Source organism: Halomicroarcula saliterrae, assembly GCF_031624395.1.
In the GTDB taxonomy this organism is placed as follows: Archaea; Halobacteriota; Halobacteria; order Halobacteriales; family Haloarculaceae; genus Haloarcula; species Haloarcula saliterrae.
On the sequence record NZ_JAMQON010000003.1, the window covers coordinates 408,798 to 434,022 of the forward strand.

Annotated in this window: 26 protein-coding genes; 11 read left to right on the plus strand and 15 right to left on the minus strand. The window is 68.2% G+C overall.

All coding sequences use genetic code 11. From position 1 onward, the window contains the following. Positions 1-414: 414 nt before the first annotated feature. The 7 genes from NDI56_RS13305 (at position 415) to NDI56_RS13335 (ending at position 8,191) form a co-directional block, all read left to right on the plus strand. Entirely contained in the window at positions 415-1,881 is a 1,467-nt protein-coding gene (locus NDI56_RS13305) for an MATE family efflux transporter (RefSeq protein WP_310920028.1), read from the plus strand. 418 nt (positions 1,882-2,299) lie between these two features. Then, the gene (locus NDI56_RS13310; RefSeq protein ID WP_310920029.1) at positions 2,300-2,848 is read left to right on the plus strand and encodes a KH domain-containing protein; all 549 of its coding nucleotides are present in this window, start codon (positions 2,300-2,302) and stop codon (positions 2,846-2,848) included. A gap of 179 nt (positions 2,849-3,027) precedes the next feature. Beyond that, positions 3,028-4,020, plus strand: a complete 993-nt coding sequence (locus NDI56_RS13315; RefSeq protein WP_310920136.1) for an ATP-binding protein — start codon at positions 3,028-3,030, stop codon at positions 4,018-4,020. Positions 4,021-4,165: 145 nt separating this feature from the next. Next, positions 4,166-5,848, plus strand: a complete 1,683-nt coding sequence (gene thsA / locus NDI56_RS13320; protein WP_310920137.1) for a thermosome subunit alpha — start codon at positions 4,166-4,168, stop codon at positions 5,846-5,848. Positions 5,849-6,206: 358 nt separating this feature from the next. Beyond that, entirely contained in the window at positions 6,207-6,656 is a 450-nt protein-coding gene (locus NDI56_RS13325) for a hypothetical protein (RefSeq protein WP_310920030.1), read from the plus strand. Between the two features lie 6 nt (positions 6,657-6,662). Next, complete coding sequence (locus NDI56_RS13330) at positions 6,663-7,091, plus strand: hypothetical protein (protein WP_310920031.1); 429 nt, start codon at positions 6,663-6,665, stop codon at positions 7,089-7,091. A gap of 209 nt (positions 7,092-7,300) precedes the next feature. Continuing rightward, a complete protein-coding gene (locus NDI56_RS13335; protein WP_310920032.1) occupies positions 7,301-8,191 on the plus strand; it encodes an EamA family transporter in 891 nt (296 codons plus the stop codon). A gap of 46 nt (positions 8,192-8,237) precedes the next feature. Here NDI56_RS13335 and NDI56_RS13340 read toward each other — a convergent pair whose 3' ends face one another. Then, positions 8,238-8,729, minus strand: a complete 492-nt coding sequence (locus tag NDI56_RS13340; protein ID WP_310920033.1) for a pyridoxamine 5'-phosphate oxidase family protein — start codon at positions 8,727-8,729, stop codon at positions 8,238-8,240. 110 nt (positions 8,730-8,839) lie between these two features. Here NDI56_RS13340 and NDI56_RS13345 point away from each other — a divergent pair, with 110 nt between their 5' ends. Further along, positions 8,840-9,790, plus strand: coding sequence for an AEC family transporter (locus tag NDI56_RS13345; protein ID WP_310920034.1), 951 nt, complete (start codon positions 8,840-8,842; stop codon positions 9,788-9,790). Here the strand turns inward: NDI56_RS13345 and NDI56_RS13350 are convergent. The 3 genes from NDI56_RS13350 to lrp form a co-directional block, all read right to left on the minus strand. Next, positions 9,787-11,331: an MATE family efflux transporter gene (locus tag NDI56_RS13350; RefSeq protein ID WP_310920035.1), complete on the minus strand. Its 1,545-nt coding sequence runs from the start codon at positions 11,329-11,331 to the stop codon at positions 9,787-9,789. The two genes, NDI56_RS13345 and NDI56_RS13350, sit on opposite strands and share 4 nt — an antisense overlap. Beyond that, complete coding sequence (locus NDI56_RS13355) at positions 11,328-11,927, minus strand: TetR/AcrR family transcriptional regulator (protein WP_310920036.1); 600 nt, start codon at positions 11,925-11,927, stop codon at positions 11,328-11,330. Before NDI56_RS13355 ends, NDI56_RS13350 begins: the two co-directional genes overlap by 4 nt. Before the next feature lie 72 nt (positions 11,928-11,999). Then, positions 12,000-12,455 carry an HTH-type transcriptional regulator Lrp gene (lrp, locus tag NDI56_RS13360; RefSeq protein WP_310920037.1) on the minus strand — a complete coding sequence of 152 codons (456 nt, stop codon included), beginning with the start codon at positions 12,453-12,455 and terminating at the stop codon, positions 12,000-12,002. 126 nt (positions 12,456-12,581) lie between these two features. Here lrp and glnA point away from each other — a divergent pair, with 126 nt between their 5' ends. Next, positions 12,582-13,934 carry a type I glutamate--ammonia ligase gene (gene glnA, locus NDI56_RS13365; RefSeq protein WP_310920038.1) on the plus strand — a complete coding sequence of 451 codons (1,353 nt, stop codon included), beginning with the start codon at positions 12,582-12,584 and terminating at the stop codon, positions 13,932-13,934. On the opposite strand, the gene NDI56_RS13370 is transcribed toward glnA, so the two are convergent. Together NDI56_RS13370 and NDI56_RS13375 are read right to left on the minus strand one after the other, a co-directional pair. Further along, positions 13,931-14,836, minus strand: a complete 906-nt coding sequence (locus tag NDI56_RS13370; RefSeq protein WP_310920039.1) for a phosphatase PAP2 family protein — start codon at positions 14,834-14,836, stop codon at positions 13,931-13,933. The two genes, glnA and NDI56_RS13370, sit on opposite strands and share 4 nt — an antisense overlap. Further along, positions 14,833-16,053, minus strand: coding sequence for a YihY/virulence factor BrkB family protein (locus tag NDI56_RS13375; protein WP_310920040.1), 1,221 nt, complete (start codon positions 16,051-16,053; stop codon positions 14,833-14,835). Before NDI56_RS13375 ends, NDI56_RS13370 begins: the two co-directional genes overlap by 4 nt. 104 nt (positions 16,054-16,157) lie before the next feature. On the opposite strand from NDI56_RS13375, the gene NDI56_RS13380 reads away from it, so the two are divergent. Then, on the plus strand, positions 16,158-16,565 hold the full coding sequence (locus NDI56_RS13380; protein ID WP_310920041.1) for a hypothetical protein: 408 nt from the start codon (positions 16,158-16,160) through the stop codon (positions 16,563-16,565). On the opposite strand, the gene NDI56_RS13385 is transcribed toward NDI56_RS13380, so the two are convergent. Continuing rightward, positions 16,562-17,665: a tRNA (guanine(26)-N(2))-dimethyltransferase gene (locus tag NDI56_RS13385; protein ID WP_310920042.1), complete on the minus strand. Its 1,104-nt coding sequence runs from the start codon at positions 17,663-17,665 to the stop codon at positions 16,562-16,564. The two genes, NDI56_RS13380 and NDI56_RS13385, sit on opposite strands and share 4 nt — an antisense overlap. A gap of 48 nt (positions 17,666-17,713) precedes the next feature. Then, positions 17,714-19,393, minus strand: a complete 1,680-nt coding sequence (locus tag NDI56_RS13390; protein ID WP_310920043.1) for a histidine kinase N-terminal 7TM domain-containing protein — start codon at positions 19,391-19,393, stop codon at positions 17,714-17,716. Between the two features lie 159 nt (positions 19,394-19,552). Between NDI56_RS13390 and NDI56_RS13395 the strand changes: the two genes are divergently transcribed. Further along, a complete protein-coding gene (locus NDI56_RS13395) occupies positions 19,553-19,900 on the plus strand; it encodes a hypothetical protein (protein WP_310920044.1) in 348 nt (115 codons plus the stop codon). A gap of 241 nt (positions 19,901-20,141) precedes the next feature. Here the strand turns inward: NDI56_RS13395 and NDI56_RS13400 are convergent, their stop codons facing one another. The 7 genes from NDI56_RS13400 to NDI56_RS13430 all read right to left on the minus strand — a co-directional run bounded on the left by NDI56_RS13400 (position 20,142) and on the right by NDI56_RS13430 (position 24,989). Continuing rightward, a complete protein-coding gene (locus NDI56_RS13400) occupies positions 20,142-20,867 on the minus strand; it encodes an acetoacetate decarboxylase family protein (protein ID WP_310920045.1) in 726 nt (241 codons plus the stop codon). Beyond that, positions 20,864-21,712, minus strand: coding sequence for an SDR family oxidoreductase (locus NDI56_RS13405; protein ID WP_310920046.1), 849 nt, complete (start codon positions 21,710-21,712; stop codon positions 20,864-20,866). The genes NDI56_RS13400 and NDI56_RS13405 overlap by 4 nt, the downstream gene beginning before the upstream one ends. Before the next feature lie 78 nt (positions 21,713-21,790). Then, the gene (hisH, locus tag NDI56_RS13410; RefSeq protein WP_310920047.1) at positions 21,791-22,492 is read right to left on the minus strand and encodes an imidazole glycerol phosphate synthase subunit HisH; all 702 of its coding nucleotides are present in this window, start codon (positions 22,490-22,492) and stop codon (positions 21,791-21,793) included. A 164-nt stretch (positions 22,493-22,656) separates the two neighbouring features. Next, on the minus strand, positions 22,657-23,244 hold the full coding sequence (locus tag NDI56_RS13415; protein ID WP_310920048.1) for a uracil-DNA glycosylase: 588 nt from the start codon (positions 23,242-23,244) through the stop codon (positions 22,657-22,659). 149 nt (positions 23,245-23,393) lie between these two features. Beyond that, positions 23,394-23,945 carry an endonuclease dU gene (locus tag NDI56_RS13420; RefSeq protein ID WP_310920049.1) on the minus strand — a complete coding sequence of 184 codons (552 nt, stop codon included), beginning with the start codon at positions 23,943-23,945 and terminating at the stop codon, positions 23,394-23,396. Further along, positions 23,942-24,133, minus strand: a complete 192-nt coding sequence (locus NDI56_RS13425; protein WP_310920138.1) for a DUF5786 family protein — start codon at positions 24,131-24,133, stop codon at positions 23,942-23,944. Before NDI56_RS13425 ends, NDI56_RS13420 begins: the two co-directional genes overlap by 4 nt. Before the next feature lie 136 nt (positions 24,134-24,269). Continuing rightward, positions 24,270-24,989, minus strand: a complete 720-nt coding sequence (locus NDI56_RS13430; protein ID WP_310920050.1) for a ThuA domain-containing protein — start codon at positions 24,987-24,989, stop codon at positions 24,270-24,272. Positions 24,990-25,225 lie beyond the last annotated feature (236 nt).

Here is a 25,225-nt window from a genome sequence, read left to right on the forward strand (position 1 = left end):
ACTGATATAAAAAATTAATCTAGTTGGCAAGTGACGCTACTACACCCATTCTTTTCGATTGAGCGACACTACTTACGGCCGCCGTTATGGACGACAAACACCTCATCGGCGAACTCGAAGACCGAGACGCAGAGGACCGTGAAAGCACCGTACACATCGTCACCTCGCTCATCTGGGAAGGCTACTGATACTGTCGGCTGTAATCACGTGAACGATTTCGCCACCCCGGGGTGGCGAATATCTTCACGAAGTTACAGCCAACAGTATGACGACCGAGCGGTCACAGCTTCGCCTGCCCGTCGACGCCGCTGGACCGGTGATTCGTCACCGGTGTCGCACCGACGGGGGTTCGAGTCGTCGGCCGGGCCGCCGTCCGGTCGAAACTGACAGGGGCGTCCGGACCAAGAATTCGCCATGGTCCGGCGTGCCCTCCGTCGCCTCGTCACGGCGGTTCCCGCCCTCCTGTCCCGGTTCGGACTGGTCGACAGAGCGAAGGCCACGGAGGCGACCGACCTGGCCGCGCCGGTGATGGTCACCGGCGGCCTCCGCATCCTGTTGCGGCTGGCCGACTTCCTCATGGTCGGCATCGCGCTGGGCGACGCCGCCATCGCCGGCCTGGAACTGGGCTTTCAGTACTACTTCGTCGGCTTCGGGCTCTCGCTTGCGGTCTCTTCGGGCACGATTAGCGTCGTCTCCAGACTCCAGGGTAGCGACCGGCCCGACCGTGCGGACCTGGCGGTCAAGCAGTCGCTGTGGCTGGCGCTCCTGATTTCGGCGCCCCTGACGCTGGTCTCGTGGCTCTACCCGGAGGCGCTCGTCGGCGTCCTCTCGGGCGACCCGACGACCGTCGACTACGGCGCGACCTACCTCTCCATCGTGATGCTGTCGATGGCCCCGCGGTTCTGGAGCATGGTCGCTTCGCGGGCGCTGGCCGGCAGCGCCGACACCCGCACGCCGATGTACGTCCGGCTGCTCACGCTCCCGACGAACATCGCGCTCAACGCCGTCCTCATCTTCGGCCCCGGCCCGTTCCCGGAACTCGGCATCGCCGGCGCGGCGTGGGGTACCGCCGTCGCCAACACGCTCGCGGCGACCATCTTCCTCGGGCTGCTCGCCTCCGGTCGCTACGCGGTCCAGCTGCCCGTCCGCGGGCCGCAGGTCGACCTCTCGTTGCTCCGGGAAATCGTCCGCGTCGCGCTCCCGCTGTCGGGGATGCGGCTCCTCCAGACGTTCGCCCGGTTCCCCTTCCTCTTCATCCTGGGCGTGCTCGGGACGCCGACGCTCGCGGCCTACGCCATCGGCCGACGCGTCATGTTGCTCGCGCTCATGCCCGCGTGGGGGTACGCGACGGCCGCCTCGACGCTCGTCGGCCAGCATCTCGGGTCGGGCGACGAGGAGTCGGCGTCGGACTACGGCTGGCAGACGCTGCGGGTCGCACTGGCCGTCCAGCTCGCCGTCGCCGCCGTCCTCGTCGTCTTCGCTCGCCCCATCGTCTCCCTCTTTGGCACCGAGTACCCCGCTCTCGCCGCCCAGTTCGTCCGCGTCTTCGGCCTGCTCGTGGCGGGCTTTTCGATCTCCCGGACGATGCGGGGCAGCCTTCGAGGTGCCGGTGACACCCGCTGGCCGCTCTACGGGACGATTCTGGGCGGCTACTGCTTCCGGCTCCCCGTCGCGATGCTCGCACTGCCCGCCGGCTTCGTCGTCACCGTCCCGCTGGTGGGCGTCGCCATCTCGCCGGGGCTGGGACTGGGACTGCCGGCAATCTTCGCCGCGCTGGTCGGCGATTTCTACCTGAAGGCGGCGGTGAATACGGGGCGGTTCTGGACCGGGAAGTGGCGGGACGTGGCGAGGAAATCGGCTGTTGGTGCGAGCGACGATTGATGTGGGCTCTGCTCCCGTCGCCACTACTCCGAAGACGACAGTCCTTGACGGCCAGAAAGCCCCCGGACGCTCGACGGCTGCGACTCGCTGCGCGCTTCGTCACTCGTTCCTGCAGTGCTTGCTTCGTCTCGCTCGCCGAGCGTCCGGCCCCTTTCAGTCCCGCCCCGTGAGCCAGCCGACCGGGCGGGACTGAAAGGGCGGTCAGTTGCACGAACCCCGACGATGCAAGCACTGGACCGAGCGAACAGCGAGTCGCGGAAGTGCAACTGACCGGGGCTTTCTGGCTGTCTTGCATCCCGTCCGCTGAGCGGCTCACGGCCGCTTTTGTTCCGGTGACGCCCACCCAGACACACCCACCCACAGCCGATGCTAGCGCCGAAGTCTTAAACAGGCAGAACCCCGTACCCGGAACTATATTATGAAACACGTGAAGATTCCGCAGGACCGGATCGGCGTGCTGATCGGCGAGGGCGGTGAGACGATGCGGGAGATAGAGTCCCGCGCGGAGGTGCGTCTGGATATCGATTCCGAGGACGGGACCGTCAAGGTCGAGTCCGTCGGCGACCCCGTCACGGCGCTGAAGGGCCCGGACATCGTGAAAGCCATCGGCCGCGGGTTCAAGCCCGACGACGCGATGGCGCTGCTCGACGACGACATGATGATGTTCGAGATGATCGACATCGAGGCCGCGGCCCGGAACAAGAACGACCTCCGCCGACAGAAGGGTCGGCTCATCGGCGAAGGCGGCCGGACGCGCGAACTGATGCAGGAGCTGACCGGCGCGGCCGTCGTCATCTACGGCTCGACGCTCGGTATCATCGGCGGCCCGGAACAGGTCGACGCGGTGCGTGAGGCCGCCGAGATGCTGCTCGACGGGGCGCCCCACGGCTCGGTGTACTCGTTCCTCGAACGCAAGCACAACGAGATGAAACACAAGGGGCTGGAGTACCACCAGTTCACGGGGTGACCGGCGACCGAAGTAGCCGCGTAACCGACACTTCGGCGCCTGCTGCGTTTTTTCAGTATCTGGGCGTAACATATAACCCGTAGAGCGGTCAACAACTTCGACGGACAACTGTGGCGAACGACACTGACGGTCCGGGCGGGACCACCGAGACGGAGAGCGGCCAGACCGTCACCGAAGTGATGGACCGGCTGGAAGAGCTCCGCGCCGACGAGGGCGACCGCTCGACGGCGGACGAGGGCATCCTGCTGGACCAGCTCGACGAGGTCGAGGGGCGGCTGCTGGCCTTCGGCGAGGGGCTGGGCGGCGAGGCCGACGACGTGACGGACCTCCCCTTCACCGAGGAAGCGGGGCTCGACCACATGCCGGAGCCGCTGTACGTCCGCCACGACACGGAGATGCTGAATCAGGTCACCTCGTGGCTGTTACAGGACCAGCATATCGGGCTCGTCAGCCCCTACGGAACCGGGAAATCCGCGTTCCGCGAAATCGTTCTGCGGGACCTCTCGAAACACGACGACTTCGTCGTCACGCACCTGGACAACCCCCGCGAGACGACGGCCCGGTCGATGTATCAGACGGTGCTGGAGGCGGCCTACGGGGCCGGCTACTCGATCAAGCCGGGCCACTACTCGCAGGTCCGCAACGGCATTCCGTGGGCGACGGCGGAGGCGAAAAAGGCGGTCCACGAGGTCCTCAGGCGGGTGCGTGCCGACGGGAAGACGCTGCTGCTGGTCGTCGACGAGATAGAGGTGTTGACCGCCGACCTCCTCTCCCCGCTGCAGGTGGCCGGCGACGCCGGCGTCCGACTGTTCCTCACCGGCACCCCGGACGGCAAGCGCCGCGTCGCCGAGATCCGCGGGACCCTCGACTCGCGCCTGCGATACTACGAGAACATCGACCCCTTCTCACCGGACGACATCGCCGAGTACGTCGCCCGCTCGCTGGCGTACTTCCGGGGCCAGCAGTACCGCGGGGAGTCGCCGGACCTCTTCACCCGCGAAGCGATCGAGGACATCCACGAACGGACCGACGGGAACCCCCGCGAGGTCCGCATCGAGTGTCGCGAGCTCTTCACTCGCGCCGCGTTCGTCTGGTACCGGACCGGGCAGGATATCGACCGAATTCAGGTGACGCCCGACCTGCGACACCGCCGGTTCGGGATGGGCTACTGACGACCCAGTAGCCGGTATATAAATAGGATGCGACAAACGGTATCACACCGGACAGCGGCGCCGCAGTGTCGCGGTGATTCGCCCGCCACCACAAGTTTTATATAGAATCACTTTCAATCATCGTGTGACTATGGCTCAACAGCAGATGGGCAATCAGCCCATGATCGTACTTTCCGAGGAGTCCCAGCGCACCTCTGGGAAGGACGCCCAGTCGATGAACATCACGGCGGGCACAGCCGTCGCCGAGGCCGTTCGGACGACACTGGGTCCGAAGGGCATGGACAAGATGCTCGTCGACAACTCCGGGTCCGTCGTCGTCACGAACGACGGCGTCACCATCCTAGACGAGATGGACATCGAGCACCCGGCGGCCAACATGATCGTCGAAGTCGCCCAGACCCAGGAGGACGAGGTCGGGGACGGCACGACGACGGCCGTCGTCATCGCCGGTGAACTGCTGTCGAAGGCCGAGGAACTCCTCGACCAGGACATCCACGCCACGATTCTCGCACAGGGGTACCGACAGGCCGCCGAGAAGGCAAAGGAGATCCTCGAGGAGAACGCCATCGACGTCGACGCCGACGACACCGAGACTCTCGAGAAGGTCGCCGGCACCGCGATGACCGGCAAGGGCGCCGAGTCCTCGAAGGACCTGCTGGGCGAGCTCGTCGTTCGCGCGGTCCAGTCCGTCGCCGACGACGACGGCACCGTCGACACCGACAACATCCAGATCGAGACCGTGGTCGGCGGCGCCACCGACGAGTCCGAGCTCGTCGAGGGCGTCATCATCGACAAGGAGCGCGTCCACGACAACATGCCCTTCGCCGTCGAGGACGCCGACATCGCCCTCCTCGATACGGCCATCGAGGTCCCCGAGACCGAACTCGACACCGAAGTTTCGGTGACGGACCCCGACCAGCTCCAGGAGTTCCTCGACCAGGAAGAGAAACAGCTCAAGGAGTACGTCGACCAGATCGCCGCGACCGGCGCCGACGTCGTCATCTGCCAGAAGGGCATCGACGACATGGCCCAGCACTACCTCGCACAGGAGGGCATTCTGGCCGTCCGACGCGCCAAGAAGTCCGACATCGAGGCCCTGTCGCGCTCGACCGGCGCCCGCATCGTCTCGAACATCGCCGACATCGAGGCCGACGACCTCGGCTTCGCCGGCTCCGTCGCCCAGAAAGACATCGCCGGTGACGAGCGCATCTTCGTCGAGGACGTCGAAGACGCCCGCGCGGTCACGATGATTCTCCGCGGCGGCACCGAACACGTCGTCGACGAAGTCGAGCGCGCTATCGAGGACTCGCTCGGCGTCGTCGCCGCCACGCTGGAGGACGGCAAGGTCCTCCCCGGCGGCGGTGCCCCCGAGACCCAGCTCGCGCTGGGCCTGCGTGACTACGCCGACTCCGTCGGTGGGCGCGAACAGCTCGCCGTCGAGGCCTTCGCCGACGCCATCGACGTCATCCCACGCACGCTCGCCGAGAACGCGGGCCACGACCCCATCGACTCCCTCGTGGACCTCCGCAGCAAGCACGACAGCGGCAACCAGACCTTCGGCCTCGACGCCTACTCCGGCGAGGTCGTCGACATGGAGGAAGACGGCGTCGTCGAGCCGCTTCGAGTCAAGACCCAGGCCATCGAGTCCGCCACCGAGGCGGCCGTGATGATCCTGCGCATCGACGACGTCATCGCCGCGGGCGACCTCAAAGGTGGCTCCGGCGACGACGACGAGGAGGAAGGCGGACCCGGCGGACCCGGCGGCGCAGGCGGCATGCCCGGCGGCGGCATGGGCGGCATGGGCGGCGGCATGGGCGGCATGATGTAGGAGACGAGCGAAGCGAGTCTCCGAACAGCCAAGCGGGGAACGTAGTGACCCGCGAGGCTTAGACCGCTTTTTGCACGTTCCGGCGGTCGAGCGCCACGGTGCTCGACACGCCTCCACGGCAAAAACGTCCTCAGAAATCGAAGATTTCTGATGGGCTGCGGTAGAGCTTCGCTCTACCGAGCGTGGCGAAAAATCGCGGCCTCGGCCGCGGACACCTGCCCTACCGCAGTCCGCACCGCTCGCTAACTGACTTCTCTCTTCGCGTTTCACCGGTGAGCGGTCGCTTCGTCGCGACCGCGTTGGGTGCCTTCCAGCCCCCATCACAAAACCTATCAGTAACGACAGTCGATTGACGAGTATGTGGCTCCAACGACACAGTGTCGTCGAAATCGCCGGCTTTGTCGGGGGAGCACTGGCGGTAGCGGTGGCGGAGACGAGTATCTTCGCGGAGCCCACGAAGTGGGTCGTCGCGCTCGTTGCCACGGTGGTCGGGGGCCTCGTCCTGGGACACGCGCAGTACGCCGTCGAGCGCGACTCGGCGAGTGGCCGACGCCCCATCTTCGACGCCCCGGCGGCCAACGTCGGGTGGTGGGCGCTGTTCTACGCGCTGGTGTTCCACACACCACCTCGCGTCGCCACCGAGGGCGCGAGCAGTCTCTCGGACCTGGGCGTCCTGCCGGGGTGGTTCGTCGTCGCCGCCTTCGTTCTGGTCACGCTCGTCTCGCTCGCGCTGGGTGGCGTCGACCCCAGGGTTCGGCCGTCCTACTCGGAGTACACGGGAAAGCGCGACACGCTCGGTGAGGAGTAAGTAACGATGAGAGCGGTCTTCGACGCAGGCACGTATTTCCCCGACCGACCGCCGACGTGGCTGGAGGTGGGTATCACGCTGCTGGTGACCGGCACCGTCGCCGAGAAGGTGCTCCGCGGCGACGTCGTCTCCTGGCCGGCGCTGTGGGCCGGCTTCGCGGTGTTCGCCGTCGCGCTGGGCCCGGCGTCACAGAGCACACTCGGGGCCCGAATCGGGCAGTGGTTCCGTGGCCTCGACGGCTTCACTCGCGGCGCAGCCATCGTTCTGTTCGTCGCCGGCTTCGCCCTGCTGTCCCGGTTCGCGTGGTTCCCCGACGCGCTGCTCTCGGATTTCGGCAGTGGTGGGTTGCTGGCGGCCGTCTGTTACATGGTCGTCTACGTCGCGTGGGCCGGCGGGGTGTCCGGGTGGACGAGCGGCGGGGCCGACGGTCCCTGACCGCTTCACCTGTCGAGGGAGAGCGACGAGTCAAGAGCTGTTCAAATACTTGAACTGTAATGCCAATATGGGCTCCCGCGCGGTTTCGTCGGTCATCGACCGGGCGGCCACAACAGGAGGCCTGCCTCGCTTCGTCGGCCCGGCGCTCGACCATATTGTTGGTAAGCAGCAGGCTCAAGCCCGACACGCACCTGCCACGAACCGGACAGATGGCTGTCGACCCACTCGGCATCGGACTCGCAGTGCTCGCGACCGTCGGGTTGGCGGGCCAGAGCATCGCGGTCCGACAGGCAGCGAAGTCGCGGTCTATCACCGACCTCGTCGCCGTCGTGTTCGCCGTCAACGTGCTCGTGCTCGTCCCGGCGACGGTCGCCCTGTACTACCCGACCTTCGGCCTCACACCCACGGCGGTCGGCGCCTTCGCAGTCGCTGGGGTACTGGGGTCGCTGCTGGCGCGGGCCGCGCTGTTCGTCGGCATCCACCGGTTAGGGGCGAGCCGGGCGGAGCCGCTGAAGTCGACGTTCCCGCTGGTCGCCGTTGGCTCGGCCGTTCTGGTGCTGGGCGAGCCGTTGACCGCGACGCTCGCCGTCGGCGTGGGGCTGCTGGTGGCGGGAGCGGCCGCCGTGTCGGGTGACGCGCGCGCCAGCGGGGTGACCGCCTCGGGGCGGCAGGTGTGGGTCGACGTCGCCTTTCCCCTGCTGGCCGCGCTGTTGCTCGGCGTCGACCCCGTCTTCACCAAGGTCGGGTTCGCCGAGGGGACGCCGCCGCTCGTCGGCGTGACGGTCCGCGTCCTCGCGGCCGCGGGCGGCTTCGGCGGCTACCTCCTCTGGCGGCGGCTCCGCGGCCGGGGGTACCGGCCGTCGCGGCCGACCCGGCTGACAGTCGCCACCGGCGTCGCGAACACGGTGTATCTGGTGGCGTATCTGGCCGCGCTGGCTCGCGCACCCGTCTCTGTCGTGGCCCCGGTGCTGGGCGCGAGCCCGCTGCTCGTCCTGCTCGGCTCGGTGGTCGCGGCCCGGCGCGACGAGCAGGTCACTCTGCGGCTGGGCGCTGCGGTCGCGGTGCTCGTCGCCGGCGTCGTGCTCGTTCTGCAGGGGTGACCCGCGGCGCGGCAGCGGCCGAGCGGTGCAGTCGGACGCGACCCGCCTACTCCATGCGGCCCGCCGAATCGGGGTCTCTGAGTTCGGGCGGCAGTTCGAGTTGCTTGATACCGGCTCTGTCGTCGATACCGAACCGATAGATGGCGGTCGTCTCCGACTCCGCCGCCCGCTCGAACAGGTCGGGGCGCCAGGAGATGTCCAGCCGCTCTTCGAGGGCCGCCCGTTCGGCCGCGGAGACCGCCTCGACACTCCCCGTCAGCAGGACGCTACGCCAGTTGAACGGGGCGTCGACGCTGTAGACGAGGAACTGCGCGGCGTCGGCCCGGTCCGTCAGCGTCCGCTTCTCGCTCTCGCCCCCGAGAACGTAGACGAAATAGAGGGCGTCCTCGCCGTCGAACCAGTAACTCAGCGGCCGGAGCATGGGTGCGCCCTCGGTCGGAACGCCGAGCACGCCGACGCTCTCCCGTTCGAGCGTCCGCTCGATGTCGTCGTCGTCCATCCGCCGCATCCCGAACGGTTCGAGTTCTTCGACTGTCATGTTCCGCCGTTCGTCGCTGTCGAACATAAAAACACCAGCCGGGCAGAGCGGCGGAGACCGCCCGCGCCCGAGTCGAAACTGTTCTGTCCGTCGCCGCGTGACGCCCACCAGTGTCGCTGCTTGGCATCTTCGCGACCGCCATCCTCCCCATCGTCGCAGTCGCGGCCGTCGGCTACGCGCTGGGTCGGTTCGAGGACGTCGAGGCGGACGCGCTGAACACCGTCACGGTGTACGTGCTCGCGCCGGCGCTCGTGGTCCACAGTCTGGCGACCTCACAGCTGACCGGCGGGACCATCCTCGGCATCGTGGGCGCCGTTTCCCTCTTTACCGTCGTGATGCTCGCCGTCGGCGAGGGAATCGGCCGGCTGACGGGTCAGACCGAGCCGATGCTGGGCGCGTTCGTCCTCGTCACCGTCTTCCCGAACACTGGCAACTACGGCATCCCGCTCGCGGACTTCGTCTTCGGGCCCACGGGTCGGAGCGTCGCCGTCCTCGTCACCGCTCTGCAGGCCGTCATGCTGTATACGGTCGGTATCTACATCGCGGCCAGGGGCGGCGAGAACGACCCGCTCACGGACATGAAACGGGTGTTCGGCGTGCCGCTGGTGTACGCCGTCGCCGTCGCGCTGGTGGCGCGCTACGCCGGGGTCGTCCCGCCGGCCGACTCGACGTTGATGCAGACGCTCGAACTGGTGGGCAACGCCTCGATTCCGGTGATGTTGCTCATCCTCGGTATCCAGCTGGCCGGCGTCGACGTGGCGGGGACGCTCCGCCCGGTCGGCGTGGCCAGCGGGCTCCGGCTGCTGCTCGCACCGGTCGTCGCCAGCGGTGCTGTGCTGCTGGTCGGATTCGGGAATCCGACGGTCGCGCGGGCCGTCGTCCTGCTGTTGGCGACGCCGACCGGCGTGACGACTATCATCCTCGTCGGCGCGTTCAGCGCCGCGGGCGAGGGGCTCGCGCCCGGTGAGTTCACCAGTGCGACCGTCTTCGTCACGACGGTCGTGAGCGCCCTCACCGTGACGGCGCTCGTCGCGGCGCTGGAAGCGGGGCTGCTCGTCTAGTCGTCGGCGACGGCCGCCTCGGGGCCGCCACGCGGGTCGGCCTCGCGCCAGCTGCCCCGCGTGAACCAGGCGACGGCGATGACCGCTGCGATGACGTTCGAGACGCCAAAGGAGAGCCAGATGCCCTGTTCGGCGAGCGAGAACGCGAGGACGTCGGTGACGGGGCCGACGACCCACGACGGCGTCGCGAGGGGGCCGCCGAGCCACGACGGCAGCGGCACCGAGGCGAGCCACGCCGGCGCCGGGACGGCGCGGGAGGCGACCCACGCCACCGGCAGGCGGACGACGCCGAGCATCGTGACGGCGAGTGCCGCCGACGTGAGCGTCTTGCCCGCGCCGCGGAAGCCGCCCGAGTAGGCCCGGACGATGCCGATGAAGCCGAAGGTCGGCGCGACCCACTGGAGGAACTCGGCGCCGATGCGGACGACCTCGGGGTCGTTGCTGAAGACGCTCACGACGGTCGGCGCGGCGAAGATGGTGACGACGCCCAGCGCCGACAACAGCAGGAACGACACCTTCGCCGCGAAGTGGTTGGCCTCGGCCGCCCGCTCGGGGCGTTCGGCCCCGAGGTTCTGGCCGGTCATCGTCTCGACCCCGCGGTCCATCGCGATGGCGGGCATGAAGACGAGCGAGAACACGCGGATGCCGACGCCGAAGGCGGCCACGACCGTCACGGAGAACGTGCCGACGATAAAGAGCATCGCGTTGACCGACAGCGCGCGGCCGGTCCCCTCGATGGAGGCGGGGACGCCGATGGCGAGCAGCTTCTTCAGGTAGGTGAAATCGGGGACCATATCCTGCGGGTTGATCTGGATGCCGTGGTCGCCACGCAGCATGATGGCGATGCCGACGGCGAAGGCCAGCCCCCGCGAGAAGACGGTGGCGACGGCGGCCCCGACCACGCCCAGTTCCGGGAACAGCCACCAGCCGAAGATGAGGAACGGGTCGATGACGATGTTCAACACGACGGTCCCCAGCATCACGAGCATCGGCGTGACGGTGTCACCGGCGCCCCGCATCAGCGAGATGAACACGAAGAAGCCGAACATCGTCGTCAGTCCCAGCGAGACGACCTGCAGGTAGCCGGTCGCGCCCGGGAGCACCTGGTCGGAGGCCCCCAGCACGCTGAGGAAGTCCTCGACGAAGAAGAAGCCGGCCGTCCCCAGCAGCACCGACGCGATAACGGCGAACGTGAGCGTCTGGGAGGCCGCGTACTCGGCTCTGTCCGGCTCTTCGGCCCCGGTGTGCTGGGCGACGAGGACGCTCCCGGCGACGGACAGCCCCATCCCGAGGGAGATGAGCAGGAATATCATCGGGAAGGCAAACGAGATAGCCGCGAGCGCGGTCGTGCTGTACTGGCCGAGCCAGAAGGTGTCGGCGAGGTTGTACGCTACCTGCAGCAGGTTCGTGATGACGATGGGAAAGGAGAGGAACAGCAGCGGCTTCCCGATGGGACCGCTCGTCAGCTCCAGTTCGTCCTTCCCCTTGAACAGCCCGCCCAGCCGCTGGGCGAGGGCGCGGACCCGGCGGCGCGCGGTCACGCTTCGATACCCTCCCGCTGCTCGGCCAGCAGGTGTCGCTCGATGTACGACCGCAACATCCGCTGGGTACACTCGACGGAGCGGCCGACCGTGACCCGCTCGGTCGAGGCCCCGGTCAACACGGTGACCAGAAAGCGCGCGGTGTCGGCCGGCTCGACGTCCGCCGCGAACGTGCCGTCCTCGATGCCGGCCTCCAGCACCTCGGTGAACTCCGCGACCAGATACTCCTCGAACCGGCTCAGGCGCTCACGGAAACCGGGCTCGTAGGGCGCCTGCGCTCGTATCTCAAGCACCGCCGTCTCGAACCCCTCGGGTTCGCTCTCGGGCTTCTGGAGGACGACGTCGACCAGTGCCAGCAGCTCCGCGTGGGGGTCGGCCGCCTCGATGTCGGCCGTCCGCTCGACGAAGCGGTCGTAGAGGAACTCCAGGAACGCACACAGCAGGTCGTGTTTGCTGTCGTAGTGGTAGTGGAGCGCGGCCTTGCTCTTGGTCGATTCGTCGGCGATGTCCTGCATCGTCAGGTCCGCGTAGCCGTGGGCACACAGCGCGCGGTGGGTCGCACACATGATCTCTTCGGCGGCGTCGCCATCGCTCATTACCGGCACTAACTGACTGGTCAGTCAAGAACCCGTTGGTTCGACGCGGCCCCCGCCCCGACACTCGGGCAGCTACCGAAGGTCGAGGTCGAACTGCTCGTGCTCGCTGGCGGTGTTGAGCACCACGGACGTGTTGGACTCCTTGATCTCCGGGTCGGTGAGCAGCTCCTTGATCTGGGCGTTCATCCCGTCGGTGTCGGTGAACTTGCCGACGGCGATGATGTCGTAGTCGCCCGTGACCTCGTATACCGATATCATCTGCTTGTGGCTCTGGAGGCTGTCCGTGACCTCGGGGAGCGACGACCCCTCCACCTTGAGCTGGATGATGGCGGTCACGTCGTAGCCGAGCGCGTCGTAGTCGACTTTCGGGGTGTAGCCGTTGATGATGCCCTCGTCCTCGAGGTCGGAGAGGTGATTCGAGACGGTGGTGACGGACACGTCGAGGTCTTCACCGAGGCTACGGAGGCTCGCGCGGCCATCCCCCAAAAGGGCATTCACTAACTTGCGGTCGAGATTTTCGTACGTCATTACATCCACTCACGGTAGCGGGGGATTAGAATTTTACGAATGTCCAAATGCGGCCGAGGAGGCCGAAATCCTTGCGTAAAACGGCAGGGTTTTAGTAGTAGCAGTGGTCCTACCCGATGTCCAAGCATGACAAGCGAACTTTCCGCTGAGGCCGAGGAGGTACTCGACGAAATCGATGAGCAGAACGTCGACTTCCTGCGCCTTCAGTTTACGGACATCCTCGGTACAATCAAGAACGTCTCGATCACGGCCGACCAGGCCGAGAAAGCATTCACGGAGGGCATCTACTTCGACGGCTCCTCCATCAACGGCTTCGTCCGCATCCAGGAGTCCGACATGCGTCTGGACCCGGACCCGTCGACCTTCGCCGTCCTGCCGTGGCGAGAGAACGTCGAGGGTGGGTCCAGCGCTCGACTCATCTGTGACGTCATCGACACGTCGACCGGCGAGCCGTTCTCGGGCGACCCCCGCGGGGTCCTCAAGGACGCCATCGACCGCGCCGAGGACATGGGCTACGACGTCAACGCCGCCCCCGAGCCGGAGTTCTTCCTGTTCGAGGAAGACGAGGACGGCCGCGCGACGACCAAGACCAACGACGCCGGCGGCTACTTCGACCTCGCGCCGAAGGACCTCGCCTCCGACGTCCGCCGTGACATCATCTACGGCCTCGAGGACATGGACTTCAACATCGAAGCGTCCCACCACGAGGTCGCCCAGGGCCAACACGAGATCAACTTCACGTACGACGACGCCCTGACCACGGCCGACAACGTCGCCACCTTCCGGTCCGTCGTTCGCGCCATCGCGGCCGAACACGACCTGCACGCGACGTTCATGCCGAAACCCATCCCGCGCATCAACGGCTCGGGCATGCACACGCACATCTCGCTGTTCCAGGACGGCGAGAACGCGTTCCACGACGAGGACGGTCAGTTCAACCTCTCGGACACCGCACAGAGCTTCATCGCGGGAATCCTCGACCACGCACCCGCCATCGCGGCCGTCACCAACCCGACCGTGAACTCCTACAAGCGCCTGGTCCCCGGCTACGAGGCACCCGTCTACGTCGCCTGGTCCGACCGGAACCGCTCGGCGCTCATCCGCAAGCCGGCCGCCCGCACCCCGGCCGCCTCGCGTATCGAGGCCCGCTTCCCCGACCCGTCCTGTAACCCGTATCTCGCCTTCGCGGCGCTCATCCACGCCGGGCTGGACGGCATCGAGCGCGACCTCGAATGCGACGACCCGGTCCGCGAGAACATCTACGAGTTCGACGAGGAGAAACGCGAGGAGTACGGCATCACCACGCTGCCCGAGAACCTCGGCGAGGCCATCGACGAGCTCGAACAGGACGAAGTCGTCAGCAGCGCGCTGGGCGAGCACGTCTACGAGAACTTCGTCGAGGCGAAGCGACAGGAGCACAAGGAGTACCTCGTCGACGTCTCCCAGTGGGAGCTCGACCAGTACCTCGAGACGTTCTAAGCGGTCTCACGCAGGCTTTTTTTCGCGACGCGCTCACCGACCAGCGGCAGCGACAGCACCGCTCCCATCCCGACGGCCGTGAGCAGGCCGATAACCGGGTCCGGCGGCTCCAGTGCCAGGACACCGACGGTGAGCGCAGCGAGCATCGGCCCGCCCAGCCCGGCCGTGACCGCCGCGCCCCGCCGGGTCGGTGCCGGGACCTCGTCCAGCGCCGTCCAGACGACCAGCCCGCCGACGCCCAGCCCGAGCGCGGCGGCGGTGTCACGGGTCAGCGCCCCGGCGACGACGCCGACGGCGGCCACGACGGTCACGAACGCGAACACTCGCGCCGGCGTCCGGAGCTTCGTCAGGGCGAACCACAGTACCGTCACCGCGATGGCCGAACCGGCGACGACGTCGACGAGATAGTGGACGCCCAGGACGAGCCGGGACAGCGAGACGACCGCGGCGACCCCTCCCGCGACCGCGTAGCGCTGTCGCCGGGTGCCGACCTGCAACGCCCACGCGAGCCCGCCCCAGACGAGGACCGTCGTCGTGGCGTGGCCGCTCGGGAACCCGTACCCCCGGCCGGTGACGACCGACTCGTAGAACGCCCCGACGGGCCACGGGAGGCCGGACGCGGCGGCCACCATCCCCGCGCTCGGCGGCCGCGGGAACGCGAAGAGGACTTTCAGGGAGACGGAGACCGCGGCGGCGCTGGCGAGCAGAGCGAGCACCGTTGCGCCCCGCTTCCGGCTCAGTCCGTCGCCCAGACGCGGCGTTACAGTCCCGAACCAGTAGGCCAGCACGCTCAGTGTGGAGACGAACCAGAAGTCCCCGAGCTGCGTGACGACGGCGAAACAGACGGCGACCGCGGTCGGCAGCTCCGCGAGGAGCTCGGTGAGGCCGACGCCGCGGTTCATCCACGCCAGTCGCGCACCCTATCGAGCGCTCGGCCGGGCAGACCCGTGACTTGCAGGCCGACGCCGACCACGACCATCACGACGTACAGTCCCAGCGTCGAGAGCCAGATCACGAGCATCGCCAGTACGGCCCACAGCCCCCGCAAGTAGTAGAACGCGCCGAGCGTCATTATCGTCCCGTACAGCAGGACGACGTAGGGGCCCCAGCCGCGGGCGTGACCCCGACGCATCCGTCGACGGACGTACTGCTTGAGGTCGCTCTCGACGTCGTCGCGGTGGAGCGTTCGGTCCTCCACGTCGTCGCGGAACTCCTCGAACTCCTCGCGTAGCTTTTCGAGCTCCTCGTCGGTCAGGTCGTCGACACCGTCCGGCGGCGGTGTCTCGCTGTCGGCTTCCTCGCTCATCGCTTTGTTGGACCCTCGAAGGGACTCGTGTTGTAATTGCCGGTCCGTGCCGCCGGTCAACACGGCGTTGAGGACGGCGCCCACGAGCAGGAGCTGGCCGGCGAAGTAGAACCACGTCACGAGCAGGAGGACGCCGCCGATGACGCCGTACAGCTGGAACCCGCCGGCGACGGAGGCATAGAGGCCGAACAGGGTCGCGAGCGCCGTCCAGCCGACGGCGGCAAACAGCGTCCCCGGGAGGGCCTCGCGGGCTGTCATCTGCGTGTCGGGGAACAGATAGTACAGCGGGAGAAAGGCCACGACGAATATCGGGACCAGCGCCAGTCCCGAGAGCGCCACGTCCACGCCGAAGACGGCGCCGAGCGTACCGACGGCGGCAAAGCCCACCAGCGCGAGGCCGATGCCGGCCAGCGCCGCCACCGCGTCGACGACGCTGTCGAGGAACCCCCCTGACTCGTGGGTGTCGTAGATGCGCGAGAACGCGGTGTCGACGCCGCGGAACACCTTCAGCGACCCCCAGACCATCACTGCGAGGCTGACAGCGGTCGCCCCGCCGCGACCGCTCGCGTTCGTCAGCGCCGACCCGACCAGCCGCGCCGCCTGCGGTGTCAGCGCCGTCCCGAGGGCGGCGACCACCTCCTCGGCGAACGACTCGCCCCCGACGAACGTGGCGACGGCGAGCCCAAGCAACAGCAGCGGCAACAGCGAGACGAACATGTAGTAGGCGATGCTGGCCGAGAGAAAGGAGACCTGCTGGGTCCGGACGGCGCTGACGAGGTCCCGGCTCACGGTGACGGCGCGATTCCGGTTCACAGGTAGCTGTCGAACGGCCACCACATATAGCTCCGCGACGTCCGCGATGTGTGCGGGTTTCACTCCCACACAGAGTTTATCACCCGCCACTGCGAGGTCCGGACATGGAGACGGCCATACGGACGGGGACGATGCAGGTGACGGTGCTGTGTCTCGTCGCCGCCGCTATCCTGCTCGCGCTCGGGCTGGCCGGCGCGGCGGCCTCGCTGGTGCTCGTCGGTGTCTTCCTCGCGCTGGCGGTCGGGCTGTATCTCACCCGTCCGACGCCACACGTCGGCCCGGTCCTCGGAATCGACGTCGACGGCTTGCTCGACTCACTGTGGCTCGCCCCGGTCCTCGCGGCGCTCCCGCTCCTTCTGGAGCCGGCGGCCTCGCCCGAGGAACTGCAGGCGCTGGGCGGCCTGCTCGGCCTGCTCGGCATGGTGAACTACTTCCTCCGGCCGGTGTATCTGCTGGCCTACGCCGTCGTCGAGACGATACAGCGGTGGGGCAGCGGCTCGGCGGAGCGCTAGTCGGCGGTCGCTTCGCGGATTTCGACCACGTCGGCGTCGGTCTTGACCGTCGTCCCGCCGTAGTGCGTTCGCGAGGCCTCGTAGCCCGCCGACCGCAGTTTCTCGATGAAGGTGTCCATCGCCTCGGCGCCGCGGCCCCAGCGCTTGCAGAGGCGGTGCTGGTCGTAGTGGGTCGGCGTGTCCAGCTCGGCTGCCAGCGTCGAAAGCAGCGACTCGACCTTCCCGGCGGTCCCCATCTCCTCGGTGACGTGGTCGGTGACCGCCTCGGCGAAGGCCGGCTCGCAGGTCCGGGCCAGCCAGATGGGGCCGGCGGTCTGGAGGTGTTCGTCGCAGTGCGGGCATGCGTCGGGGGCGTCGGCGATGAGCCCGCGCTCCGCCTCCCGCCAGAGACAGCGCTGGCAGTAGTAGACGTGGCCCAGCTCGTCGATGCAGTCGTTGGCTACCTTGGCCCCGTGGTCGAACTCCAGATAGGTGCGGACGTAGTGACTCGTCGCGTGGCTCAGTATCGGCCGGGCGGCGATGTCGTAGCGGGCGGCGGTCCGGACCATCGCCGACAGCAGGACCCGAAGCCCCATCTCGGCGTGGAACTCCGTGTTTCGCGGCACTGCGCCGTAGCTGCGGACGCCGCTCTCGAAGTGGGCGCCACACAGCGGCGCGGTGTCGGTGGCGGTGACACAGAGCAGGTGTTTCGTGCCCTGCACCGCGGCGTCGGCGAACGGAATCGGCGTCCCGAACGGGTCGAGGTCGACCACGTCGAACGCCTCCGAGTGCATGAGGACGTTGGCGTTCTCGTGGTGGACCTCGCCGTCGAGGCCGTTCGCGTCGAGGTTCTCCCGGCACAGCACTACGGCGTCGTCGTCCACGTCACACAGCGCCGTCTCCCAGCCGTCGGCCGCCGCTCGGACGCCGCGGATGCCACTGGCGGCGGTGGCGTCGAGATACGTCTCGACCCGCGGTGTCCGCTCCCGGTAGGCCCGCAACGTCGCCACGGTCAGGTCTCGATTCAGCTCCTGGACGGGGTTGAAAAACACGTCGGCTCCCTTCCCCGCGTCGGGCTGTTCGGGGACCGTGACGGTCACCTGCCCTTCACTGACGCGCATACCGACTCCTGCCGGCGACGGCCGTTAAGTCGTTCGGACGCCCGCGAGTCAGTGCTTCTCACGCACAGTCGCTTCGGCCGCGACTGGGAGCCGGACCGTCACCGTCGTACCGCCGCTCCTGTCGAAGGAGAGCTCGCCGCCGAGCGAGGTCGTCGCCCAGCGGACCAGCCAGAGCCCCATCCCGCTGCCGTGTTCGAGGGCGGTCTCCTGGCCCCGCTGTAACACCGCCAGCTCGTGCTCCGGAATGCCCGGTCCGTCGTCGGCGACCGAGAGCGAGACCGCGTCGTCCTCGACTGTCGCCCGCACCGTGACCGCGGCGTCGGGGACGTGCTGGAGGGCGTTTTCGACGAGGTTCTCGACGACGACGCCGAGCAACACCGGCTGGCTCTCGACGGTGCAGTCCGCCGGGACGTCGACGGTCACGGTGCCGCCGTACTCGGCCGAAAGCGGCGCGACGGTCTCCTCGACGAGCCCGCGCAGGTCGACGGGTTCGAGCGCCGCCTCGTCGCTCCCCGCCTCCGAGAGCGTGCGGGCCTTATCGCCCGAGGCGACGAGCCGGTCGACGGCCCGTTCGATGGTCGCCGCGTGGTCGGCCGACTCCCCGTCGAGGGTGTCCGCGAGCAGCTCCGCGCGGGCCTGGATGACGACGCTCTCGTTGCGGACGTTGTGTCTGAGAAACCGGTTCAACACCTCTAGACGCCGCTCCCGCCGTATCTCGTCGGTGATGTCCTGGAAGACGACGGTGTAGCCGAGCCGGGTGCCAGCGCCGTCGGTGAGCTCGGTCTGTTGCAGCTTGTACTGCCGGCGGCGGCCGCTGTTCTCGACGCCGAAGCGGTCGTCGTCCTCGCCCGGCCGGAACCGGCCCCCGTCGACGTGCCCGTCCAGCGGCTCGGTCAGAGCGTCGCGCTTCGGGACGCCGAGCATCGCCTCCGCGGCGGGATTGAGATTCACGACGCGGCCCGCCACGTCCACGATAGCCACCGGCGTCGCGATGTCGTCGATGGCCGCCCGCTCGCCCGCCCGACGGGTCGCCGGATGGAACTCGAACATATCGCTGCGGACGAACGCGTAGCCGTCGAGCGCGAGATGCGGGAGGAAGGCGAGCGTCGTCAGGTTCACCGCCGGGCCGATGCCGAGCGCCCAGGCGAGCACCGCCAGCCCGGGCGGAACCGGGCTCAGCCCCACCGCGATGGCTTCCCGACGGTACAGCGGCCCGTAGCTGAGCACGGTGTCGAACACCAGCATCGTCCCGAACACGACGAACAGCATCGTGCCGAAAATCGACAGATAGCCGAGCGGCTGGATGGCGGTCTCGACGACCGACGCCGTCCCGCTCGCCGTCACCCGCGCGCCGGTCCACAGCAGCCCGTGTGCGCCGTTCGTCAGCGCGAGCACCGACACCGCTCCCGGGACGACCGCGAGACCGCGAAACAGCGGACTCTCGAGGATGGCCCGGCGGCCGGTGTACCCCAGCGCGAACGCGAGGAAGAAGTAGCCCAGCCACAGCAGACAGACCCACGTCGTCGCCTCCAGCGCCAGCCGAACGGACGGCCTCGACACCAGCAGCGCAACGCCGTAGACGACCGACCAGACGGTGATGGTCGCGATGGTCGCGACGAACCACCGCGCGCCCGGTTTGTCCCAGTGCGCTCTGAGCTGTGCCAGCACGTACAGCGACCCGACTCCCGCCCCGAACGACCCCAGTGCGAGCCACGGGATGTCGGCCATGACACATCGTGAGTCTCGGGCCTGTTTTACGCTTCCGGGCCAGTAATCACGGCTGAAAACGGCCAACTGCTCTCCGACGCCATCCCGGTGCCACACCGGAGCTATCAGGTCACCCGGCCGAGCCGACGCTGTTTTGTCGGCGCTGTCCGTATCGAGCGTGTGACCGCTGTCGAGGAATGGGTGGCCCAATTAGCGGACGCCGGGGAGCTGACCCCGGAGCTAGTCTCCGCTATCGTCGACGTCCACGGCAAACGCGGCCGCCAGGCCATCGAAGCCGTCGGCGAGGGCCGCGTCAAGCGGTACCGGGACTTCACGGTCGTCGTCGGCCACGCGGACGAGTACATCGTCGAGGACGGCCAGTGTGGCTGTGCCGACGCCGAGTACAATCTCGACCGCGAGGACCCCGAGCAGCTGTGCTGGCACGCCATCGCCGTCCGCATCGCCGACGCCATCGACGCCGTCGACGCCCACGACATGTGGTACTCGGACGTTCGTGACTTCCTATAGTACCTTTTTACTGCAGGGGTTTCCTCGGCCGACTCCGTCGGCCTGCGGGAACCCCCCTTTGCAAAAATCTACGCTAAAAACTCCCTTCACGCTCCCTCGCGCTGCTCGGTCGCGTGAAGTGAAACCGCTCGCCGACGGCGAGCGGTATGCGCCCTGCGACAGCCTGCCCGTCCCCGTCCTCGCGCGATGAAACGCGCTTCACGGCCACCACGACCGCCGGCTGCGCCGCCAATCGCCGCCCTCAGCCAACCGGCCGCCCGCCACCGTACGTCACCTCGCCCTCGAACGCGAACCGGGCGAGCGCACGGTCGCCGAGGTCGAGGTCGCGCAGCGTCGCCGACCGGTCGTGGTAGCCGACCATGACCTCGAACTCGCGGGACAGCGGTCGGACCCCGAAGCGGCCGGCCATGCTGACTGGGAGCGCTTCGAGTTCGCCGTCCCGGACCGTGTAGCTGGTCGTCCCGTAGGTGGCCGGCCAGGTCCGCGGACGCGCGATATCTACGGTGACGACGTGGTCGCCGTCCTCGACGACGCTCGTCGTGCGTCGGGACCCCTCGTCGTGGTGAGATATCCGGGCGACCGTCTTCGGGAATCCCCACACCTCGTCGCCGAGCGCGCGGGCGGGTTCGGTCGTCACCGGGAGCGAGTGGACGTAGCCGCCGTACTCCCCGGTCGCGAGGGGGACCAGCGGGCGCGGTGACGGCCGGGGCGTCGCCGTCAGGACGACCGCGAGCTCGTCGTAGGGGCGCATCGCATCGTCGCCGATGCGGTGGTATTCGACGGCGAGGACGGTGACGGTGGCCCGCCGCGGGGTGAGCCGAACCGGCCGGAGCCCATCGGGCAGCAACTCGGCGACGGCGGCGCTGTCGGCGGGCATCGTCACGCCGGTTATTGTCGCCGCCGTCTCCAGGGGCAGCGTCACGGTCTGGCCCGTCGAGAGGGTCACGCTCCCGCCGTCGGCGGTCATCGCCACCACCGCGCCAGCCGCGTCGTCAGTCGGCCGAACCAGCGCACCGCCGGGTCCGACAGCCACGCTGGGAGCCGCTCGGTCCACCGCAGCAACGCCGCGGGCCGGCCGACCGTGTAGCGTGCGCGGGGGTCGTCCTCGGTCGCCGCGTCGAGAATCCTCGCCGCGACCCGTTCGGGGGCCATCGCCAGCGGGCCGCCGTCGAGCCCCCAGCCGCGTTCTAAGTCCTCGTACACTGCGTCGTAGTCGGCCGTCCGGTCGTCGGCGAGCTTCCCGCGGGCGTTCTCGGCGAAGGTCGTCTCGACCCACGCGGGCTCGACGAGCGAGACGTGGACGGCGGGGTTGTCGGCCAGTTCCATCCGGAGCGCGTCGGTCATCGACGACAGCGCGGCCTTCGCGCCGCTGTAGGCGCCCATGCCCGGGTAGGCGTTCCGCCCGAGCACGCTGGAGACGTTGACGATGCGGCCGCCGGCGCGGCGCATCTCCGGCAGGACCGCCCGCGCGAGTCGGTGTGGGCCGTGCGCGACGACGTCGAACACGTCACGAACGACCTCGGGGTCCACGTCCTCTATCGGCCCCGGTGCGGCGTAGCCGGCGTTGTTGACAAGGCAGTCGACACCGCCGGTCTCCGCACGGACGGCGTCCGCGACGGCGCGACACTGCTCGTCGCTGGTCACGTCTAGCTCCCGCGTCCGACAGCGCTCGCGGACCCGTTCGGGCAACGGCGTCGACACGTCGGTGGCGTAGACTGTCCACCCGCGAGCGGCGAAGGCACGCGCCGTCGCGGCGCCGATACCGGAGCCGGCGCCGGTCAGCAGTACCACCGGTTCCGCGTCGGAGGTCATACGTAGAAATAACTCCCGCTCGACACAAGAACCTCACCGTCGGGCATCCCTGCACCTCCGGTGCGGTACGACGCTCCGCTACCGCTGTTCGACGCAGTAATCGACGTAGTTCCGGAGAATCCGCAGCCCGGTCTCGCCGGACTTCTCGGGGTGGAACTGGGTTCCGAAGACGTTGCCGGCCTCCGAGGCGACGATGGAGGCGAAGTCGGTCCCGTAGTCGGTGGTGGCGACGACCGCGTCGTCGTCCTCGGGCACGGCGTAGTAGGAGTGGACGAAGTAGGCGTAGTCCCTGTCGACGGAACCACCGGTTCCGTCTGCCCGTGGGGTCTTCGACCCCACGCTGTCAACGCCCTCGACGAGCGGGTGGTCCCGCTGGACGTCGAGCTCGTTCCAGCCCATGTGGGGCACCGTCTGGTCACGGGAAAAGCGGACGTTCTGTCCGGGGATGAGGTCCAGCCCCTCGGCGTCGCCCTGCCCCGCGTGGTCGGCCTCCTCGCTCGTCGTCAGCAGCATCTGCATCCCGAGACAGATGCCAAACAGCGGCGTCCCGGCCGCGGCCTGCTCTTCCAGCGCCGCGCGGAACGGCCCGGCGTTCTCCATCCCCTCGGAGAAGGCCCCCACGCCGGGGAGGACGATGCCGTCGGCGCTCCCGAACTCCGCCGGGTCCGCCGACAGCGTCACCTCGGCCCCGGCGCGTTCGAGGCCGCGGGTCACGCTCCGGAGGTTCCCGAGCCCGTAGTCGACGACGACCACCTCCGCGGTGGTCTGTCTGGCGTTCATATCCCCGGATACGCCAAGGCCGGCTAAGTGGCTTCCCCTTCGGACAGCACTTGCGGCTAGTACGAGTGAGTTTGTTTCCGGTGGAGTTGCTACTGCAAGTCAGATCGCCTCCTGTACTGACTGACACCGCGAACAGCCAGAAGCCCTTGCTGCGGTGGATGAACCTAGAAATCTCCCAGCCGCTTCTGCCCGCTCTCGCCGTCAGTAAACTCTGCGGCCTTCTCCAGCGTCGATCTGAACGTCTCATTCTGGCTCGGGTCGTACAGCGTCGCCGCCGGGTGGACACATATCATCACCGGCTGGGGGCTCCCGTCGACGGTCATGTCGGCCACGTCGCCGGCCTCGCCGGTGACGGCCACGTCCCGTTCGAGGAGGTGCTCGCCGGGCACCTTCCCGAGCGTGACGACGAGTTCGGGGTCCACCAGCTCGATTTCCTGCTCCAGATAGCCCCGGCAGTTCGCCAGCTCTTCCTTGTGTGGGTCGCGGTTCTCCGGCGGGCGACAGCGCACGCAGTTGGTGATGCGAACGTCACCGCGGTCGAGTCCCACCTCCCGCAGCGTCTCGTCTAACACGTCGCCGCTGCGGCCGACGAAGGGCTCGCCCTGTTCGTCCTCGTTGGCGCCGGGACCCTCGCCGACGAACAGCAGGTCCGCGTCCGCCGGGCCGACGCCGTTGACGATCTGCGAGCGCGATTCACACAGCGCCTCACAGCGCCGGCATTCGGTCACCGTCAGCCCGTCCATGGTACCCATAGACGTGGCTTGGTGCGGCTCCGTATCAAGGGCAGTGGTTGCGAGTGTGCGGCGGTGTCCCACCGGAACGGTAGCCGGAGGTGCCCCTCGCGCCGGAACGGTGGCCGGAGGCAACCCCAGTGTACTGGTACGACGCGGCGAACCCGCGCTCACTCGCTCTCGGCGACGGCCCGTGCCGCGAGTCGGGCCACCCGGAGCGGTTCCGGGCGGCCGCCGTCGGGGGTGAACGCCCGAACCACGTCGGCCGCGTCGTCGGGTGCGAGGCCGACGCTGCGGACGAACAGCGTCTCGTCGTTGACGGTGAGTTCGCGGCGCTCCGGCTGGGAGCGGTAGGTCGCCAGTCGGTCCTCGACGGCAGCCTCGTCGTCGAACGCGTCACGGATGGCGTCGGTGAGGCCCGGCGACACCTCGAAGGATACCGACAGCGTCGGCAGTCCCGTTCGGTCGGCGACGGCGTCGAGGTCGAGCACGTTGAACCACGCCGGGGCGATGCCGGACAGCAGGAGAAACTGGACGTCCTCGCGGTCGAGTCGGTCGAAAATGTCGCAGACGGCGGCCGTCGCGTCGCTCCCGCCGACGGTGCAGGTCCCGAAACCGAACCCGTCGACCACGCGGTCCGCGCGGACGACGGCCCCGGCGAGATGGCTCCGGTCGTCCCGGTCCGACGCTGCGATGCCCAGTGCACGTCGCCCCGGTTTCACGTGTTCGTGCTCTTGTCCTCCTTCATCTCTTCGAGCCGGTCGAGCAGCTCGTCGTTCGACGCGGTGAATTCATATTCGACGTCCCCCTGATGGGTCTCCCCCTCGGTGTCGAGCCCATCGTCGTCGTCGAAATCTGTGTCGTACTCCTGGTTTTCCTGTTCTGACTCGTCGTAGCTCCCGAACCCCATTGCATGAATAACTATGTACTTCATGGTAAAAAATCACTCGGCGGATTCGCGGGACGGCGTTCGCGTGTGCGCGCATGCGACACGCGCGAAAGCTCCGATAGGCTCCGGCTAACCTATCGGCGTCCTGCGGGTCGGCTTACCGGGACTCGGGCGCCTCGACGTTCCGGTTGCCGGCGTGGGCGTCGGCCCCCACACCCGGCGCAGCCCACTCGACAGCGTTGTCGAGCACCCGCTGGACGTCCTCGCGGTGGTAGATGGGATAGGTCTCGTGGCCGGGCCGGAAGTAGAAGACCCGGCCGCGTCCCCGCCGGTAGCAACAGCCGGAGCGGAACACCTCGCCGCCCTCGAACCACGAGGTGAAGACGAGGCTGTCCGGTTCGGGCACGCCGAATGGCTCGCCGTAGGTCTCGGTCTCCTCGATGACGATGGCGTCGCCCAGCCCGTCGACGATGGGATGGCCGGGGTCCGTAATCCAGAGCCGCTCGCGCTCGTCGCCCTCGCGCCAGGTCAGGTCACACGGCGTCCCGAGCAGGCGCTTGAACGGCTTCGAGGCGTGGGCGGAGTGGAGGACCAGCAGCCCCATCCCCTCGTTGACGCGGTCGACGACCCGGTCGACGACCTCGTCCGCGACCTCGTCGTGGGCGGCGTGGCCCCACCAGACCAGCACGTCGGTGTCGTCGAGGACTGCCTCGGTGAGCCCGTGCTCGGGCTCGTCGAGTGTCGCCGTCCGGGTGTCGTGGCCCCGTTCGGCCAGCGCCGCGGCGATGGTCGTGTGGATTCCATCGGGGTAGACGTCGGCGACGGCGTCGTCCTCGCGCTCGTGGATGTACTCGTTCCAGACCGTAACTGATGGCATGAACGTGTTTCGGGTGTGGCTCGTGTTAAGTTGGCGTTTGCTCTCGTAACAGTTGATAGCAACTCGCTCCGTCTGTGGCACTCGGAAGCCCTCAGCCGCTCGACCCGGCTCGTTACTCTCGGCCACGCATCTGCTCACACTGGGACTCTGGAAGCCCTCACCCGCTCGGCGCGGCTGTGCGGGATATCCTCGCAGCGCTCGGATAGGGCCCGCGCAGCCGCGCCGACCGGGTTCGG

What these genes read in the sequence shown, in the direction of transcription:
- NDI56_RS13305 (WP_310920028.1), top strand. Translation starts at nt 415, where the DNA reads ATGGTCCGGCGTGCCCTCCGTCGCCTCGTCACGGCGGTTCCCGCCCTC.
- NDI56_RS13310 (WP_310920029.1), top strand. Translation starts at nt 2,300, where the DNA reads ATGAAACACGTGAAGATTCCGCAGGACCGGATCGGCGTGCTGATCGGC.
- NDI56_RS13315 (WP_310920136.1), top strand. Translation starts at nt 3,028, where the DNA reads ATGGACCGGCTGGAAGAGCTCCGCGCCGACGAGGGCGACCGCTCGACG.
- thsA (WP_310920137.1), top strand. Translation starts at nt 4,166, where the DNA reads ATGGGCAATCAGCCCATGATCGTACTTTCCGAGGAGTCCCAGCGCACC.
- NDI56_RS13325 (WP_310920030.1), top strand. Translation starts at nt 6,207, where the DNA reads ATGTGGCTCCAACGACACAGTGTCGTCGAAATCGCCGGCTTTGTCGGG.
- NDI56_RS13330 (WP_310920031.1), top strand. Translation starts at nt 6,663, where the DNA reads ATGAGAGCGGTCTTCGACGCAGGCACGTATTTCCCCGACCGACCGCCG.
- NDI56_RS13335 (WP_310920032.1), top strand. Translation starts at nt 7,301, where the DNA reads ATGGCTGTCGACCCACTCGGCATCGGACTCGCAGTGCTCGCGACCGTC.
- NDI56_RS13340 (WP_310920033.1), bottom strand. Translation starts at nt 8,729, where the DNA reads ATGACAGTCGAAGAACTCGAACCGTTCGGGATGCGGCGGATGGACGAC.
- NDI56_RS13355 (WP_310920036.1), bottom strand. Translation starts at nt 11,927, where the DNA reads ATGAGCGATGGCGACGCCGCCGAAGAGATCATGTGTGCGACCCACCGC.
- lrp (WP_310920037.1), bottom strand. Translation starts at nt 12,455, where the DNA reads ATGACGTACGAAAATCTCGACCGCAAGTTAGTGAATGCCCTTTTGGGG.
- glnA (WP_310920038.1), top strand. Translation starts at nt 12,582, where the DNA reads ATGACAAGCGAACTTTCCGCTGAGGCCGAGGAGGTACTCGACGAAATC.
- NDI56_RS13370 (WP_310920039.1), bottom strand. Translation starts at nt 14,836, where the DNA reads ATGAACCGCGGCGTCGGCCTCACCGAGCTCCTCGCGGAGCTGCCGACC.
- NDI56_RS13380 (WP_310920041.1), top strand. Translation starts at nt 16,158, where the DNA reads ATGGAGACGGCCATACGGACGGGGACGATGCAGGTGACGGTGCTGTGT.
- NDI56_RS13385 (WP_310920042.1), bottom strand. Translation starts at nt 17,665, where the DNA reads ATGCGCGTCAGTGAAGGGCAGGTGACCGTCACGGTCCCCGAACAGCCC.
- NDI56_RS13390 (WP_310920043.1), bottom strand. Translation starts at nt 19,393, where the DNA reads ATGGCCGACATCCCGTGGCTCGCACTGGGGTCGTTCGGGGCGGGAGTC.
- NDI56_RS13400 (WP_310920045.1), bottom strand. Translation starts at nt 20,867, where the DNA reads ATGACCGCCGACGGCGGGAGCGTGACCCTCTCGACGGGCCAGACCGTG.
- NDI56_RS13405 (WP_310920046.1), bottom strand. Translation starts at nt 21,712, where the DNA reads ATGACCTCCGACGCGGAACCGGTGGTACTGCTGACCGGCGCCGGCTCC.
- hisH (WP_310920047.1), bottom strand. Translation starts at nt 22,492, where the DNA reads ATGAACGCCAGACAGACCACCGCGGAGGTGGTCGTCGTCGACTACGGG.
- NDI56_RS13415 (WP_310920048.1), bottom strand. Translation starts at nt 23,244, where the DNA reads ATGGGTACCATGGACGGGCTGACGGTGACCGAATGCCGGCGCTGTGAG.
- NDI56_RS13425 (WP_310920138.1), bottom strand. Translation starts at nt 24,133, where the DNA reads ATGGGGTTCGGGAGCTACGACGAGTCAGAACAGGAAAACCAGGAGTAC.
- NDI56_RS13430 (WP_310920050.1), bottom strand. Translation starts at nt 24,989, where the DNA reads ATGCCATCAGTTACGGTCTGGAACGAGTACATCCACGAGCGCGAGGAC.